This window comes from Paenibacillus sp. BAC0078, from assembly GCF_054483875.1.
The window spans coordinates 36,060-51,248 of record NZ_JBTLRW010000005.1 but is presented as its reverse complement, the minus strand read 5'-3'; the positions used below and the strand labels follow the sequence as shown (position 1 = coordinate 51,248).

General features: G+C 44.1%; 11 protein-coding genes and 1 pseudogene. 10 read left to right on the top strand and 2 right to left on the bottom strand.

Going from position 1 to position 15,189, the window contains the following annotated elements; all coding sequences use genetic code 11:
* Nucleotides 1–318: 318 nt before the first annotated feature.
* A pseudogene (locus tag ACX1DY_RS11535) lies at nt 319–438 on the top strand (transposase); the annotation flags it as partial.
* On the opposite strand, the gene ACX1DY_RS11530 reads toward ACX1DY_RS11535, so the two are convergent.
* Both ACX1DY_RS11530 and ACX1DY_RS11525 read right to left on the bottom strand, forming a co-directional pair.
* Nucleotides 413–1,357, bottom strand: a complete 945-nt coding sequence (locus ACX1DY_RS11530) for an FAD:protein FMN transferase (RefSeq protein WP_458964344.1) — start codon at nt 1,355–1,357, stop codon at nt 413–415. The pseudogene ACX1DY_RS11535 and the gene ACX1DY_RS11530 sit on opposite strands and share 26 nt — an antisense overlap.
* 9 nt (nt 1,358–1,366) lie before the next feature.
* The gene (locus ACX1DY_RS11525) at nt 1,367–2,296 is read right to left on the bottom strand and encodes a LysR family transcriptional regulator (protein ID WP_458964343.1); all 930 of its coding nucleotides are present in this window, start codon (nt 2,294–2,296) and stop codon (nt 1,367–1,369) included.
* Between the two features lie 188 nt (nt 2,297–2,484).
* Here ACX1DY_RS11525 and ACX1DY_RS11520 point away from each other — a divergent pair, with 188 nt between their 5' ends.
* The 9 genes from ACX1DY_RS11520 (at nt 2,485) to ACX1DY_RS11480 (ending at nt 15,176) form a co-directional block, all read left to right on the top strand.
* Nucleotides 2,485–3,084, top strand: coding sequence for an NADPH-dependent FMN reductase (locus ACX1DY_RS11520; protein ID WP_458964342.1), 600 nt, complete (start codon nt 2,485–2,487; stop codon nt 3,082–3,084).
* A 14-nt stretch (nt 3,085–3,098) separates the two neighbouring features.
* Nucleotides 3,099–5,522, top strand: a complete 2,424-nt coding sequence (locus tag ACX1DY_RS11515) for a flavocytochrome c (RefSeq protein WP_458964341.1) — start codon at nt 3,099–3,101, stop codon at nt 5,520–5,522.
* Between the two features lie 205 nt (nt 5,523–5,727).
* Complete coding sequence (locus ACX1DY_RS11510) at nt 5,728–5,919, top strand: hypothetical protein (protein ID WP_458964340.1); 192 nt, start codon at nt 5,728–5,730, stop codon at nt 5,917–5,919.
* Between the two features lie 220 nt (nt 5,920–6,139).
* Nucleotides 6,140–7,492 carry a sodium-dependent transporter gene (locus ACX1DY_RS11505; RefSeq protein ID WP_458964339.1) on the top strand — a complete coding sequence of 451 codons (1,353 nt, stop codon included), beginning with the start codon at nt 6,140–6,142 and terminating at the stop codon, nt 7,490–7,492.
* Nucleotides 7,493–7,705: 213 nt separating this feature from the next.
* Nucleotides 7,706–8,875 (top strand): MFS transporter, encoded by a 1,170-nt coding sequence (locus tag ACX1DY_RS11500; protein ID WP_458964338.1) that lies wholly within the window; start codon nt 7,706–7,708, stop codon nt 8,873–8,875.
* Between the two features lie 299 nt (nt 8,876–9,174).
* Complete coding sequence (locus ACX1DY_RS11495) at nt 9,175–11,391, top strand: helix-turn-helix domain-containing protein (RefSeq protein WP_458964337.1); 2,217 nt, start codon at nt 9,175–9,177, stop codon at nt 11,389–11,391.
* Between the two features lie 254 nt (nt 11,392–11,645).
* Entirely contained in the window at nt 11,646–12,617 is a 972-nt protein-coding gene (locus ACX1DY_RS11490; protein WP_458964336.1) for an ABC transporter permease, read from the top strand.
* A 28-nt stretch (nt 12,618–12,645) separates the two neighbouring features.
* A complete protein-coding gene (locus ACX1DY_RS11485) occupies nt 12,646–13,518 on the top strand; it encodes a carbohydrate ABC transporter permease (RefSeq protein ID WP_458964335.1) in 873 nt (290 codons plus the stop codon).
* 80 nt (nt 13,519–13,598) lie between these two features.
* Nucleotides 13,599–15,176, top strand: coding sequence for an extracellular solute-binding protein (locus ACX1DY_RS11480; protein ID WP_458964334.1), 1,578 nt, complete (start codon nt 13,599–13,601; stop codon nt 15,174–15,176).
* Nucleotides 15,177–15,189: the final 13 nt, after the last annotated feature.

Below are 15,189 nucleotides of genomic sequence, written 5' to 3'. Positions count from 1 at the left end.
TCTATGAATGCCACGGATGGTGTGAAAAAGCTCCATTTCCACAATAAGATTCGAACGATCGGGGGCTTGACTAGGTGAACAAGGGGGGGAGTGTATATTCTGGATCAGGAGAATCATATATTCTTAAAGTGATGAACTGAAGATGTAATATATTAAAATAAACACCTTTAGATTGTATTATTATAATAAAAGATGATATTTTTCATTATCAAAATATTATTAACTTGAGGTGGTGCGAAGTGATAAGGGATAAAGGTTAGAAATGGAAAGATTTTTATATCAATCCTTTTGAAGCTGGGAGCCGAAATGGATACCCACATTGGCATTGATCTGGACGGAAATAAAGACGTGCTGGGCATGTGGATTGGTGAAGATGAGTCCTCCAGGTTCTGGCTGAGCGTGCTGAATGAGCTTAAGAATCGCCGCCTACTGGATCTATTCTTCCTCTAAGATTATCTGTGTAGGCCAGTTTTCCATCCATAGTTATTACGGCAGCTTCCATATCCTTAATTCTATTAACTTTATGGATAATTGAAGCAGCATCTAACCCAAACAATTCTGTAGTATATATATCGCAGTCCAGCGACCTGTCGGCAATAATAGTTAAAGAAGCGACATTATTTTCTATTGGATAGCCTGTTCTGCTGTTAAATATATGATGGTACTTATTACCCCCCTTCTCTAAAACTCTCTCATATATTCCTGATGTAACAACGGATTGATCCCTTATTCTGACGAGTGCTGCCGCATTTCCTCTTGGCAAAAACGGATTCTGTATTCCAACTTTCCAGTCACTCCCTCCAGAGGGTGGATCTCCATAAACAAGAACATTGCCTCCCATATCTACCATAGCTGAGCTAGCTCCATTTTCCTTAAATAATTCCATAACTTTATCAGCAAAATAACCTTTAGCGATAGCCCCAAGGTCTATCTCCATCCCTTTTTTAAAAAAATAGATGGTTTTTTGCTCATCATCAAGTTGTATATTTTCAGGATTTAAGAGCTCCAGCACCGTCTTGATATCCTCATCTTCTGGAACATGTGCCTCGCGGAAACCAATTCTCCACAATTTAATTAATGGACCTATCGCAATATTTAAATATGAATGTTCACCTAGACTGTGTTCTTTTCCTGTTTTTATGAGTTCATACAGCTCCTCGTCCACCTTTTGCGGGCTTAATGCAGCTGCTTTTTTTAGCATCGCAAGCTGTGAGTTATCACTATTGGCACTAAAGACTGCTTCATAACGTAACAGCATATTCTCTGCTTCCTGGACGAGCTTTTCAGTATCTGCCCCCTTTATATAGAGGGATATTTTTGTTCCCATGAGATGTATAACCTTTGTATACTTATTCATTACAGCCTCCTATATCGCACATTTTTGTCCATGAGTTAGGAAGGTATCTATCAGGTCATTATCAACACTAGTTAGTGTTCTTTCACCACGATAGGCTATAAAATAATCCAAACTCATCTTATCTACGGGAATTTGATATATATTGTATTCAGAGGGGCACTCCTCGATATAGATACTTTCTGGCACGAAGGTCAGACCCAAATTATGCTTTGCAAGCTCAAGTACAGTGTGTATTTCGTTGCTTTCCATAATGATTTTAGGTTGTATCTTATAGACATTTAACAGTTGATCTATCTGTTTTCTGATAGCAGAGCCTTTGGAAGTCAGTATCAGCTTTTGACTCAAAATTTTAGTTATGTCAATAGTTCCTTCTGGAATGATCGCTACATTCTTCTGGTATAACTCACAGCTGCACGGAATAACGGCCCGGTAACTTTGCCTGCCCCAGCTAACCGAGTTTAAGTTTGGAGAAATATTTCTCGAATTTTGCCCAATCCAAAAATCCAACTCATTGTTTTGCATGAGTTTCTCATTCTTTTCAGGTAAATCCTCTGAAAGTTCTATTTTGCAATTAGGATAGATGTTCAAAAAATTTGGTAAAAAAAGAGGTAAAAGGTAGGTTCCAAGGCTAGGAAGCACTCCTATCTTTATGACCTTACTGTCTGTATCCGACACATCTGATATCTCCCTAAGAAGCTTTTCATAGCTATTTTCCAGTGAAGTTAAATACTCGTAGTATATCTTCCCCTGCTCGGTTAACCTGTATGGCAGCTTGCTGCGAGTTATTAGTTCACAGTTCAGCTGACTTTCGACTTTTTTTATAACCTGCGTCAAATAAGGCTGAGAAATATAAAGTGCTTTGGCAGCCTTGCTAAAATTGCTGTATTTTAAAAGGGTATCAATATAATACAGGATATCTTTAGAGTTTAATTTTGACATTATCATCACCACTTTGTGAAAAAAATAACATACTTAGATTGTGCTTGATTATAACAAATTAGTTATCAAACTTCAATAAATAACTATTAGATAGGTATATCTTTGACATGTTAAATTATACATAGAGAAAAATGTCTGATAGTTACTCACATCATTGCGAAATTTTAAAGCACAGAAAGGGGATTACCATGAATTATTTAGCAATCGTAGGCACTAATTCAGATGTGTCAACTAATCGCATGCTGCTTCAATTTATGCAAAAGCATTTTTCTAGTGAGGCGGGGATTGAACTATATGAAATTAGGGATTTACCTGCCTTCTATGAAGTAGAGGATTCTGATATTCCCGAGAAGGTAGCAGAATTATCTGATAAAATTTTCAAAGCTGATGGAGTAATTATAGCAACCCCGGAGTATGATCATGCCATACCTGCAGTTTTAAAAAGTGTACTTGAATGGATTAGTTACACGAGTCAGTCAATTACAGACAAGCCTGTTTTAATAGTTGGTGCCTCTCATGGAGCACTTGGTTCTTCTAGGGCACAAGCGCATCTTAGACAAATTCTTGATTCACCTGAGCTTGCTGCCAGACTAATGCCAAGCAGTGAGTTTCTTTTAGGAAAATCACAGGGTGCATTTGATAGCGCAGGTAATCTCATCTACCAAGACAAGCTATTGGAGCTTGATGAAATCTTCAGGGAATTTGTTTTGTTTACAGAGATTACTAAGGAACTTCTGGAAAAAAAGATGTTGAACAAAAAAGCTAAAAAATTCTCTTGGCGAGAGTAGGGGGGCTAATATCAATGAAACTCATAGCGATTGTTGGGACAAATGCAAAAAAATCTTATAACCGCAAGCTTCTTCAGTTTATGAAAAAACATTTTGAGTCAAGGGCAGAAATTGAAATACTTGAAATTACAGATGTCCCCATGTTTAATCAATCAGATAACCAGTCCTACAGTAAAGTAATACAAACGTTTAATGAGAAGATTATTGCAAGTGATGGCGTAATTATGGCTACTCCTGAGTACAACCATTCAATCCCCTCGGCTCTTAAAAGCCTGCTTGAATGGCTAAGCTTTGAGCTTCACCCACTTGCTGGCAAACCAGTGATGATAGTTGGAGCTTCGCTTGGTACCCAGGGTTCCTCCCGTGCGCAGCTACATCTTCGTCAAATTTTAGATGCACCAGGGGTAGAAGCTAATGTAATGCCAGGGTATGAGTTTTTGCTTGGGAGTGCAAATAAGGCGTTTGACGACTCGGGTAATCTTAGCAATGAAGGAACAATAGATTTCTTAGAGATATGCTTCCTGCGCTTCTTACGCTTTGCTAAAATTGCAAATCAGCTCAACGAGGAAGAGGAATTTAACTTTAAGCCTGGTGTGTACGAGGTGAATGCAATAGGTCACAGTGGAAACCTTCCGATGAAAGTATCCTTTAGTGAAAATAGAATAGAAAGTATAAATATAGATACGAAGGGGGAAACAGAAGGACTTGCCGATGTGGTCTTTGTAAGAATTCCAAATAAAATTATCGAAGGACAGACACTGAATGTTGATGCTCTCTCAGGTGCTTCTGAAACAAGTAACGGTGTAATAGATGGTGTAGCCAAAGCTGTTAAGCTTGCTGGAGTTAACCCTGATATACTTAAAAGACGTCCAAAACCTGCCAGTAGCCGAATCAGAGAAGACGAAGAATACACTTGTGATGTAGTAGTTGTGGGCGGAGGCGGTGCCGGACTTAGCGCTGCTGCTACAGCTTTACAGAATGGGGCAAGTACTATTGTTCTTGAGAAATACCCTGCAGTGGGTGGGAATACGATACGTTCAGGTGGTCCTGTCAATGCTGCAGATCCCGTATGGCAGCAACAGTTTGATGAGAATCCAGGAGAAAGACATACTATTGAGAATTTATTAAGTTCGGATGAGAGCTTGATACATCCAGAATATTTAGATGATTTCCATGCACTTAAGGAAGAGTTTTCAGCCTATCAGGAAAAGTTTGGCACACAAATGGCCTATTTATTTGATTCCCCGCTTCTTCACAGAATGCAAACTTATTTCGGGGGTAAACGAACTGACCTTAATGGCAACAGTATATACGGACAATACGACCTGGTAAAAATACTGACAGACAGAGCCTTAGAAAGTGTTAAATGGCTGGAGGAGATCGGTGTTGAGTATGATAAAAGCATTGTGTTTGCTCCCGTTGGCGCACTTTGGCGTCGAGGTCATAAGCCTGTCAAAAGCTATGGTTCCGCATTTATACTTTCACTCAGTAAATTTGTAGAGGAGCACTCCGGAAAGATTATTACAGACAGCCCTGTAAAGGAATTCATCATAGAGGAGGGCGAGATAGCGGGAGTGATAGCAACCGGTGTCAATGGTCAAAAGATAACGGTTCATGCTAAAGCAGTTGTACTGGCAAGTGGCGGTTTTGGTGCAAATACGAAGATGCTCAAGGAGTATAACACCTACTGGAGTCATATTGATGATGATATAAGAACCACCAATTCCTACGCTATGACTGGTGATGGGATATTGCTTGGTAAAAGCGTGGGAGCTGCCCTTACAGGAATGGGATTTACGCAGATGATGCCTGTTGCTGATCCTGAAACCGGTGAGCTATTCAGTGGCATTCAGGTACCTCCTGAAAATTTTGTAATAGTCAACAAAAAGGGCGAACGCTTTGTCAATGAATTTTCCGGACGAGATGTTTTAACAAAAGCTGCTATTGAGCAAGGGGGGTTATTCTACCTTATAGCTGATGATGAGATAAAGAAAACCGCAGCGAATACAAGTCAAGAAAAGCTAGAACGTCAGGTAGAAGCTGGCACACTATTTAGAGCCGATACCATAGAAGATCTAGCAGTAAAAATCGGTATGGAGCCTAAGATTCTTAGAGATACCGTTGATAAATATAATTCATATGTAGATAAGGGCTTTGATCCTGAGTTCCATAAGGATACATTTAGCTTAAAAGTAGAGAAAGCTCCATTTTATGCTACTCCTAGAAAGCCGGCAGTTCATCATACTATGGGCGGCCTTAAGATAGACACTAAAACCCATGTATTAGATGAAAACGGTCAGCCAATTGCCCATCTTTATGCCGCTGGAGAAGTTGCAGGAGGGATCCATGCAGGTAACCGCCTTGGTGGTAATGCCCTGACTGATATATTTACCTTCGGACGAATTGCCGGTAAGACTGCCGTTGATGAAATGAAATAGTGTCAGTATACAATTGATAGATATAAGAGGGGGAGACTAGGGTTCCCTTTGACGAATAATTCTATTCATATTTTGCTCTTTTTGGAGCGAAGCCACCACGCCCCTGCCGGGAAACGGCAGGGGCTACTTAATGCCCAATTCTCAGATTTTGGAGTTAAGGACTCAACTTTCGGTGCGACCAAGCAGTGGAGGTCTTTACATTAAAATGAAGAAATCACGGCCTGGAATTTACCGCTTTAACCTGATTACTCCGTACATGCCCATCACTTCTGATGGCAAGGCTCCTGATTTTCGCCCAATGAATGATGTGATAGAAAAGGTCATGCTTGCTGCCAATAAGGAGCAGTACAAGTATCGGGTGAAGACAAGAAAATTATTTTTGCCGATTAATTTCTGAGTATGAAAATGACTTCAATCGCTGCATTTTTTGAAATTAAGCTTTTGAGAAAGTAGAGGACCGTTCTCCGCCAGTAGAATTTCTACTTTTGAGACAGCCCCTTGTTTTTTTATACAGAGAAAAAAATAATTATTACAAAATTCAGAGAATTTCCATATGACACTCAATGTTACATAAGCTATAATGAGTTCTAAAAAAGAAAACGGGGCGTGTAAAGTAAATGAATCAATCTAAAGGTGAAAAAAGCCTGCTCGCGGAGAAGAAGGAGCGTTTTTCTTCCAGCGGCTTTATTTTTGCGGCCATCGGCAGCTCTGTTGGTCTGGGAAATATGTGGAAGTTTCCTTATATCACAGGGGAAAACGGAGGGGCGGCCTTCTTCCTGCTCTTCATCGTCTGTCTGATCCTGATCGGCTTGCCGGTGCTGTTAGCCGAGCTGGCGATTGGACGCAGCGGACGCGGAAGCGCGGCGACTTCGTTCATACGTGCCGGAGGCGGGAAAGGCTGGAAGGCAGCGGGAATACTGCAAGTTGTGGCGCCTTTTCTAATCCTCTCCTTCTATGTTATCGTTGCAGGCTGGACGCTGAACTACGCGATGATTGCCTTCAATGGCCAACTGTTCAGATCAAGTGACTATGCAGGTGAATTTGGTTCCTTTATCTCAGGGGTTATGCCGATTGTCTGGCAGGGTGTAGCCATGCTAATTACGGCGGGCGTAGTCATTCTCGGGGTATCGGGAGGGATTGAGAAATTCAACAAAGTATTGATACCCGGCCTGGTTGTTCTCCTCATTGTGCTCATGATTCGCGCGGTAACCTTGCCGGGCGCAGGTGAAGGTGTATCCTTCTTCCTCAAACCGGACTTCTCGGTGCTGACGGCAGAATCCGCGCTGGTCGCCTTGGGACATGCCTTCTTCTCATTGTCGCTCGGGATGGGGATTCTGCTGACTTACGGCTCTTACGTGGATAAAAATCAGTCACTGGGTACCGCTGCATTAGCGATTGGCGCCGGAGATTTACTGTATGCGTTTATTGCCGGATTGATTATTTTTCCGACGACGTTCTCATTTGGCATTGCCCCGGATCAGGGGCCTTCGCTGATTTTTATCGCTCTGCCGGCGGCCTTCTCGGCTATGCCTTTCGGCGGGTTCTTCGGCGGTCTGTTCTTCATCCTGCTCGCGATTGCTGCGTTGACCTCGGCTGTATCCCTGCTTGAAGTGCCTGTATCCTTCGCGATGGAGCGCTGGAACTGGAGCCGTCAACGTTCAGTCTGGATCTTGTCTCTGGTCTGTTTCCTGCTTGGTATTCCTTCGGCGATGTCGCTGGGAATGTTCCCTGAGCTTACGTTTGGCGGCAAAGCCCTGTTCGACTGGATGGATTTCATCACCTCCAACATTATGCTGCCGTTTGGCGGTCTGCTGATTACCGTTTTTGCCGGATATTTCTGGAAAGGGGCAGCGGAAGCGGCTGGGCTGGAGGCTCGCTGGTTCCGCATCTGGCTATTCATGCTCCGGTATGTTGCGCCGGTTCTGGTGTTCCTGGTGCTGCTCCATACCTCAGGGATTATTAAATTCTAATGTAACAACTGATTATCTGCAGGATGACGATCAAGCTCTACAACCCTTGTGGCTGTAGAGTTTTTTTGTTTTGAATGAATTAACTTAAATATCAATATAGTGTTATAAATTAATCTATTATTGCTATTTTTAAAATTCCTATATCGTTATAATGCTATTGTGAAGTGTTGATTGTAAACGACATACTTATTGTACAAATTGAGGAGAGAAGAGATGGTTACGTTATTACTGATTATTATTTACCTCGCATTTATAGGTCTTGGGCTGCCTGACTCCTTGCTTGGGAGCGCATGGTCTGTTATGAAGCTCGATATTGGTGCCACAACAGAAATGGCAGGTTATATATCGTTAACGGTTTCATTCTGTACGGTTGTATCCAGTTTATTTGCGAGCAGATTGCTGCATAGATTTGGCACAGGCAAGGTAACATTGTTCAGTATCCTGTCAACAACGATTGCTTTATTTGGATTTTCTTTCTCGAACGAGTTCTTATTCTTTATACTTCTGGCGATACCTTTGGGATTAGGCGCTGGTTCTGTAGATGCAGCATTAAGCAACTATGTGGCGCTGCATTTCAAAGCCAAGCATATGAACTGGTTGCATTGCTTCTGGGGGATTGGAGCAATGACGGGACCTATTGTAATGTCATTTTCGCTGGATAACGGGAATAACTGGCGTGCAGGATACCTTACGATAGGGATAGTACTTACTGCCATAGTGATAATATTATTGGGGTCGCTGTCTTTGTGGAAGGTTTTTGAGAACGGCAAGATAGAGGAAGACGACGGGAAGAAGCTCATCAGTAACAGAGAAGCTTTACGAATCCGGGGTGTGAAAATGTCCATGACTTCCATGCTTTGTTACAATGGTTCCGAAACAGCCGCTGGTCTATGGATGGCATCCTTCTTTATAGCAAGCAAAGGAGTTTCTCCTGGCACAGCCGCAGCGTTTACTTCTTTATTTTATATTGGAATCATAATTGGACGTATTTTTTCCGGATTTCTCTCGGCTAACTTATCAAGTAAAAGCCTGATCCGGTACGGCGGGTTAATTGGCTGTGCCGGACTTCTGATTCTTATTTTACCGGTTCCAGCTTGGGTTGCTGCAGGAGCATTGCTCATTGTGGGACTTGGCGGAGCACCAATCTATCCGAGTATTGTTCATGCCACACCGGAGCGGTTTGGGGAAAAGGCTTCTTCTAGTGTAATTGGACTCGAAATGGCAAGCGCTTATACAGGTTCTACACTGATACCATTATTAATGGGGATTATTGCAAGCCAATTTGGAATGTTTATGGTACCTATTATTTTGCTGCTGCTGTTTAGTATTATGTTTGTAGCTTCAGAAATGGTAAATAGAGCTTACGGACATAAGCTTGGATGACGTATAACACGAATTAAAACTTAGATAAAAAGACCGTACTCATTTCTCCCAGCCGCTCCCGGAGCAGGAGATTTGTATCCGCGGTCTTTTTTTTGATATCACTCACCCCAGAATTTGCCCGTCTCAGCAAATAAACTGAATGAATCTAAAGATTTTATAATAGTAAAGAAATTTAAACATCTGGTATCATTAAAAAAGTGGAACAAATCCCATATCTTCACGACTTTAAATGTAAGCGTTTAAAATTTGTGAATACCGGAATAAAAAAGTGGACCTGACAGAGAAAAGGGGGGAGCAGCATGAACAGATACGGTTTGAAAAAAACCATATTCAACCACTTGATTTTATCCTATACCATTCTTTCTGTTGTTCTAATCGGTACGATGGGCGGCTATTGGTATACGCAGGCCAACCGCATGATGGATCAGGAAATCGCAAAAGACAATCTCACGAGGCTGAATGCAGTTCAAACGTTTATTGAACAAACGCTATTGAAAAAATATGAGGATAACTTGCAGAACAAGGCATTGTCGATCAATTTTATACAGAGCAACAGTAATTTGAGCCAGCTGCTGTACAGAGACTGGAAGGGCAACTTGAGCAAGGTCTCTTCCTTCAGAAATGATCTGGAGTTTTTTAGAATAGAGAATGCAGGCGTTACCAATGTGGCGGTTTATTTTCCGGATAAAGATTATGTGGTTGATGCCGACCGGTTCTATATGAACACGGCTCGTTCGCCAGAGTATGACTTTTATTTCAAAATCGGTAAGAAGCCGCCAAAAAAATGGACGGTTCGTACCAACTCCGATGGCGAGCAGGTCATCAGCTATATTATCAAGCTTCCTTATCAAATACCGGACATGAAGGCAGCAGGGTATTTTATCATTGATGTAGGCCTCAATTATTTGCAGAATGTCGTGGCCCCCATGCTGAGCTCCAAAGATGACAAGCTTTTGGTATGGGAAAAACCCGATCATATCCTTTTTTCAGTCGGCGGCGGGAGCAGCAGAATTGATGAACAGTTACAGGGAGCTATTAGCTCGGGAGCGGTTCTGGAAAGAAGGATTCAGGAGGACGGTGTGCCGGGGGTCGTCTCGCAGCTTTCTTCCACTTATTCGGCTCATCAATGGACTTATGCTATGTACCGACCTACAAATACACTCGAGCTTTTTACCGAGCATTTAAAAACAGGGCTTTTTACGGCTTCGGCGGTCATTATTCTGTTCGGATTGCTCATCTCTTTCCTGTTCTCCAAGCAGCTCTATATTCCAATCAAACAGCTGATGGCGAAAATCGGGAGTTTCCAACCGGCACAGCTTCATCTATCCCGTGAAAATGAGTATGTGATCATCGGGGACACTTTTTCATTAATGAAAGACAAAATAGTGGATCTGGAGTCTCAAGCGAGAAAAAATGAGATCATCAGCCTGCTGCTCGGGGTCAGTCAAAATGAAGAGCATCAGGAAGTGCTGCTGCCCGATAACGCTTATTGCGTAGCCTATCTCCAGCTAACCGAAGGGGAAACGGAAGGACTGAAGGCCCGTTATGACATCCATAACGCTCTTCCGGGAGAATGGATTTCCTTAAATTCCAAAGAGGCTGTCATTCTCTATTACATGGAACAGGACGGGGAGTTGGATTCATCCTTACTTGTTCAGAATCTGCAAGGATTGCAGCGGATTTCCGGCGAAGGTGTCAAATTTCAGGCGGCCATCGGCCGGAAGGTATACTCCAGCGAAGCTATTCCGGATTCCTACCAGACGGCTCAGCAGGTTAGCCGGTATCATTTTGTCTACGGCAAAAATACGGTGATCTCTTCCGATAGGATTCAACCCTTGAAGGCGGAGCCGGTCTTTTTTAATTTTGATCATTTTCGAAACGCATTGAAAGCCGGCGACCCAAAGGGTGTGAATGATTTCCTGGATACCTTCCTATTTGCTTTGCTGAAAGAGGAGGCACAGATTGATGCGGCGGAATTGGCTGTGCTTCAACTGATTTCTCACCTGTACCAGTGTGTGATCGAACTGGAATTACAGCATTTGCTTCCACATTCCAATCTGTTCGACGAGCTCAAAAAGGATACCCTTCACGAAACGACGGAGAGTATCCGTAAATTATCCGCACAAATCACTGAGCATATGAATGCCGAAGGAAATCAGGCGCATGCGGAGGTAATCCGAACTTTAAAAGCCTATATATCCAATCATCTGCATGAGGATTTGTCCCTGCAGATTCTGTCCAAGGAGGTCTCGCTGGCTCCCGCTTATATTTCCACCCTGTTCAGTGAAGTCGCTAAGAGCTCGTTCACCGAGTATGTCACGAAACTGAGGCTGGAAAAAGCCGCCGATCTGCTGGTTGCCAATCCGCGGATATCTGTGGCAACCATTGCCGAGCAGGTCGGATATCGTAATCCGCAATACTTCCACAGTAAATTTAAAGCCCGGTACGGCGTCACCCCTGTTCAGTACAGGAAATCTCACAAGGATGATACGGATTGGGTCACGCTGGAGAACTGAATAACGGGAAAATGCCAACCTTTCCGGACCTGGTGCTTGGTTAAGCGCCGGGTCTTTTTTTGATTGTGCATTCATTTTCTTTTAACTGGATAACAGCTTATATAATCGAACGTTTGTAGCCGGAGAAATGAAAGAATTTATAAGAAATCGGATGAAGTTGAACTAGAAAAAGCGCTTCCATAAATCTAAACTTACATCTGTGGAGCGACACAATCAAAATATACGATTCTGCTTATTGGAAAGGAGCAACTGTGATGACTTCGGTAATCACCCCGGACGCTGACGGTACATATCAAACCGAAAAGAAACCGTCAAAGCTAGCGTCAACATGGAGAGAATACAAAAAGTGCAAGTACCTGTTTTTATTGCTCACACCGGTGCTGATCTGGTACGCCGTGTTTGCGTACTCACCCTTATATGGAATTCAGCTGGCGTTCAAGGATTTCCGGATTATGGACGGGATCTGGGGCAGTCCCTGGGTTGGACTCAAACACTTCAAATTTCTGTTTCTGCAGTCCCCCGACTTTTTCAAAATTCTAGGAAATACAATTGTAATCAGCTTCTATCATATTATCTTCGGATTCCCGGCCCCGATTATCCTTGCGCTGTTGATCAATGAGATCCGGTCCTCCAGATTTAAGAAGGTTGCGCAGTCACTTACCTATTTGCCGCACTTCTTCTCCTGGGTTATTTTGGCGGGTATCCTGATTAATCTGCTGTCCCCGTCCACCGGGGTAGTGAATTATTTAATCAAACTGGTCGGACTGGAGCCTGTCTATTTTCTCGGCGATCCGAATTACTTCAGATTTACACTGGTTACATCCGCTATCTGGAAAGAGGTGGGATGGGGAACCATCATCTATCTGGCAGCGCTGACTGGTGTATCCCCCGATCTATATGAAGCTGCCGTAATGGACGGAGCCAGCAGATGGAAGCAGACACTCAAAATCACTTTGCCTTCGATCCTGCCGGTTATCGTGCTGATGTTTATTCTGAGGTTGGGCAGCGTTCTGGACGCCGGCTTTGACCAGGTTCTGAACTTGTACTCGCCGGCAACTTATGAAGTGGCCGATATATTGGATACTTACGTGTATAGGGTAGGCTTGCAGAATTTCCAGTTCAGCTTGACAACGGCGGTCGGTCTGTTTAAGAATGTGGTCGCCTTTGTCCTGGTGCTGTTCACGAATTATGTTTCGAAGAAGCTCGGACAGGACGGGTTGTTCTGACCGGAAGCGTTGAAAGGAGTAAGCGATTGTGAAGCAAAGTACAGGAAATAAAATATTCCAGGCCGTTTTGATAACCTTTATGGTGGTCCTGTGTATCGTCATGCTGTATCCGTTCGTCCATATGCTGTCGATTTCGTTAAGCACACCGGCAGAGGCTTTACGTACAGGCATTCATCTGTATCCGAGGCATTTCTCATTCTATGCCTGGGAGCGGGTGCTGACAAAGGACAATATCTGGATTGGCTTCGGCAACACCTTGTTCAGGACTGTAGTCGGTACCGTATGCTCCATCATTTTTATGTCAATGGGGGCTTACCCCCTTTCGAGAAAATACCTGCCCCACCGGAATGTGTTTACCATGCTGATCGTGTTCACGATGTTTTTCAGCGGCGGTTTGATTCCTGTTTACTTTTTGATCAAAGATTTGGGATTGCTGAATAATCGGCTGGTCTACATTTTGCCCGGGCTGGTCAGCACATTCTCCATGCTCATCTTGCGCAACTTCTTTCAGGCCATCCCCGACGAGCTTGAGGATTCGGCGAAGATCGACGGCGCCAACGATTTGCGCATTCTTTTTCAGGTCATCATGCCGCTTTCACTCCCGGTTCTGGCTACGCTTTCACTGTGGTCGGCGGTTGGACATTGGAACGCTTGGTTCGATGCTGTACTGTATATCCAGGACCCGAACAAGCAGGTGCTAACCACCTTCCTTCGAAGAGTCGTGATCACGGGCGAGGACTTGTCCATTTTCTCCAACGATGCCAAAGGCGCAGCGATCGGCTTCCAGGAGCCCATCAAAGCAGCTACGCTAATGTTTACGGCTTTGCCGATCATCGTAGTGTATCCGTTCCTGCAGAAATATTTTGTCAAAGGGACAATGGTAGGCTCACTCAAGGGTTAATCCGGTTTACTCAATCCGCTATTTTACGGGTTGTTTAAAATAACTAGCAACAGAAGCAAAAAAGGGAGGATATCAAAGAGATGAGAACAAAAAAATGGTTAACCGGTATGGCGGCTCTGCTGCTGTCCACTTCGCTTCTGGCAAGCGGCTGCAGCAAAGATAACAGCGGCAGCACGGCCAACTCCGAGGCCTCGGCCAACCCTGAGACGGAGACGCCGATTGAAATCACATGGGCCAACAACTGGAACCTGCCCAAAGAAGATAACAACTATGTGCAGCAGTTCCTGGAGAAGAAATTTAATATCAAAATCAAAAATGTCAAATTCGAAACGGCGACCTGGAAAGAACAACTGGGGGTTATGCTCGCTTCCGGGGATATCCCGGATGTCATGGCCGTCGACGGCATGGTGGGCGATATGGTGCAGTGGGCGAATCAAGGTGTCATCGCCAGCATTTCGGTCGATGAGATCAAAAAGTACATGCCCAAGTATGTGGCTGATATAGAAAGTGTCGATCCGAACGCCTGGGCTGCCGGAAGTTATAACGGGAAGAATTGGGGGGTTCCGAAGGTTTGGTCCAATGGCGCAACCGGGTTCATCCCCGCGTATAACGGCCAATGGCTTAAGGCAATTGGTTACAATGAACCTCCTAAGGATCTGAATGAACTGGAGGACGTTCTGACTAAGTTTACGAAGAACGATCCGGACGGCAACGGGAAGAAGGATACCTACGGCATGACCGGTCGTGGTAAGGACGCTCAAATGCAAATGTTTAATACCATTTTTGCCGCTTACGGCGTTAACCCGTTTCAGTATAAGCTGGGGGCCGATGGAAAGGTAGAATATGGAGCTATTACGGAGGAAGCGAGAAGTGCTCTGAAATTGCTCAACAAATGGTTCGAAGCCGGCATCATTGATCCTGAGTTTGTAACCGACGATAACGGCTCGATTCAGAACAAGTTCATCAGCCTCCGCACGGGAATGTTCGATACTGGCATGTGGCATCATCTGTACAAGGACGGATATTTCGGACTGGTCGCGGCGGATAAAGGGATTGATCTGGTGCCCGGCGTTCCGCTCGCCGGGCCGGACGGCAAGAAGTACGCCATGGCCAACGGGGCGCTGCAGCCGCCTATCTTCTTCGGAGCCCAACTGGAGAAGGACGACAAGAAGAGACAAAAGATTCTGGAGATCCTTGAATACGTCGCTACGGACAAGGAAGGCTATTTGACAACCGTATTTGGTCAGGAGGGCAAAACTTACAAGCTGGAAGGTGACCTGGCGGTAGCCACAGAAGAAGCGACGGGTACGGAATTGAACGCTGAAGTGGGCGTAGGCTTCTATAATCCGCTTGGCGGAAAAGTGGAATCGATGACCAAATATCATTTCTCACCCGACAAGATCACATTCCGTGACAAGTACACCAAGATTGACGGCCTTACAGTTCTGACTGACCTCATGCAGTCTACCGTTATGGCAACCAAAGCTCAGTATGACGCGATTTTGAATACGCTTCAGACGCAATATTATATCAAAGCAATTACAGGCGAAGCCGATACAGACAAGGGATTTGATGATTTCAAAGCGCAGTGGCTGAATTCCGGCGGACAGGCGGAGCTTGACGAAGCCCAGAAGATTTACGCTGAGCGCAGCAAATAGAAAGAATAGTGTA

Excerpts from the sequence above, each read along its gene's own strand:
- ACX1DY_RS11530 (WP_458964344.1), bottom strand. The coding sequence starts at position 1,357 with ATGAATAAGTATACAAAGGTTATACATCTCATGGGAACAAAAATATCC.
- ACX1DY_RS11525 (WP_458964343.1), bottom strand. The coding sequence starts at position 2,296 with ATGTCAAAATTAAACTCTAAAGATATCCTGTATTATATTGATACCCTT.
- ACX1DY_RS11520 (WP_458964342.1), top strand. The coding sequence starts at position 2,485 with ATGAATTATTTAGCAATCGTAGGCACTAATTCAGATGTGTCAACTAAT.
- ACX1DY_RS11515 (WP_458964341.1), top strand. The coding sequence starts at position 3,099 with ATGAAACTCATAGCGATTGTTGGGACAAATGCAAAAAAATCTTATAAC.
- ACX1DY_RS11510 (WP_458964340.1), top strand. The coding sequence starts at position 5,728 with ATGAAGAAATCACGGCCTGGAATTTACCGCTTTAACCTGATTACTCCG.
- ACX1DY_RS11505 (WP_458964339.1), top strand. The coding sequence starts at position 6,140 with ATGAATCAATCTAAAGGTGAAAAAAGCCTGCTCGCGGAGAAGAAGGAG.
- ACX1DY_RS11500 (WP_458964338.1), top strand. The coding sequence starts at position 7,706 with ATGGTTACGTTATTACTGATTATTATTTACCTCGCATTTATAGGTCTT.
- ACX1DY_RS11495 (WP_458964337.1), top strand. The coding sequence starts at position 9,175 with ATGAACAGATACGGTTTGAAAAAAACCATATTCAACCACTTGATTTTA.
- ACX1DY_RS11490 (WP_458964336.1), top strand. The coding sequence starts at position 11,646 with ATGACTTCGGTAATCACCCCGGACGCTGACGGTACATATCAAACCGAA.
- ACX1DY_RS11480 (WP_458964334.1), top strand. The coding sequence starts at position 13,599 with ATGAGAACAAAAAAATGGTTAACCGGTATGGCGGCTCTGCTGCTGTCC.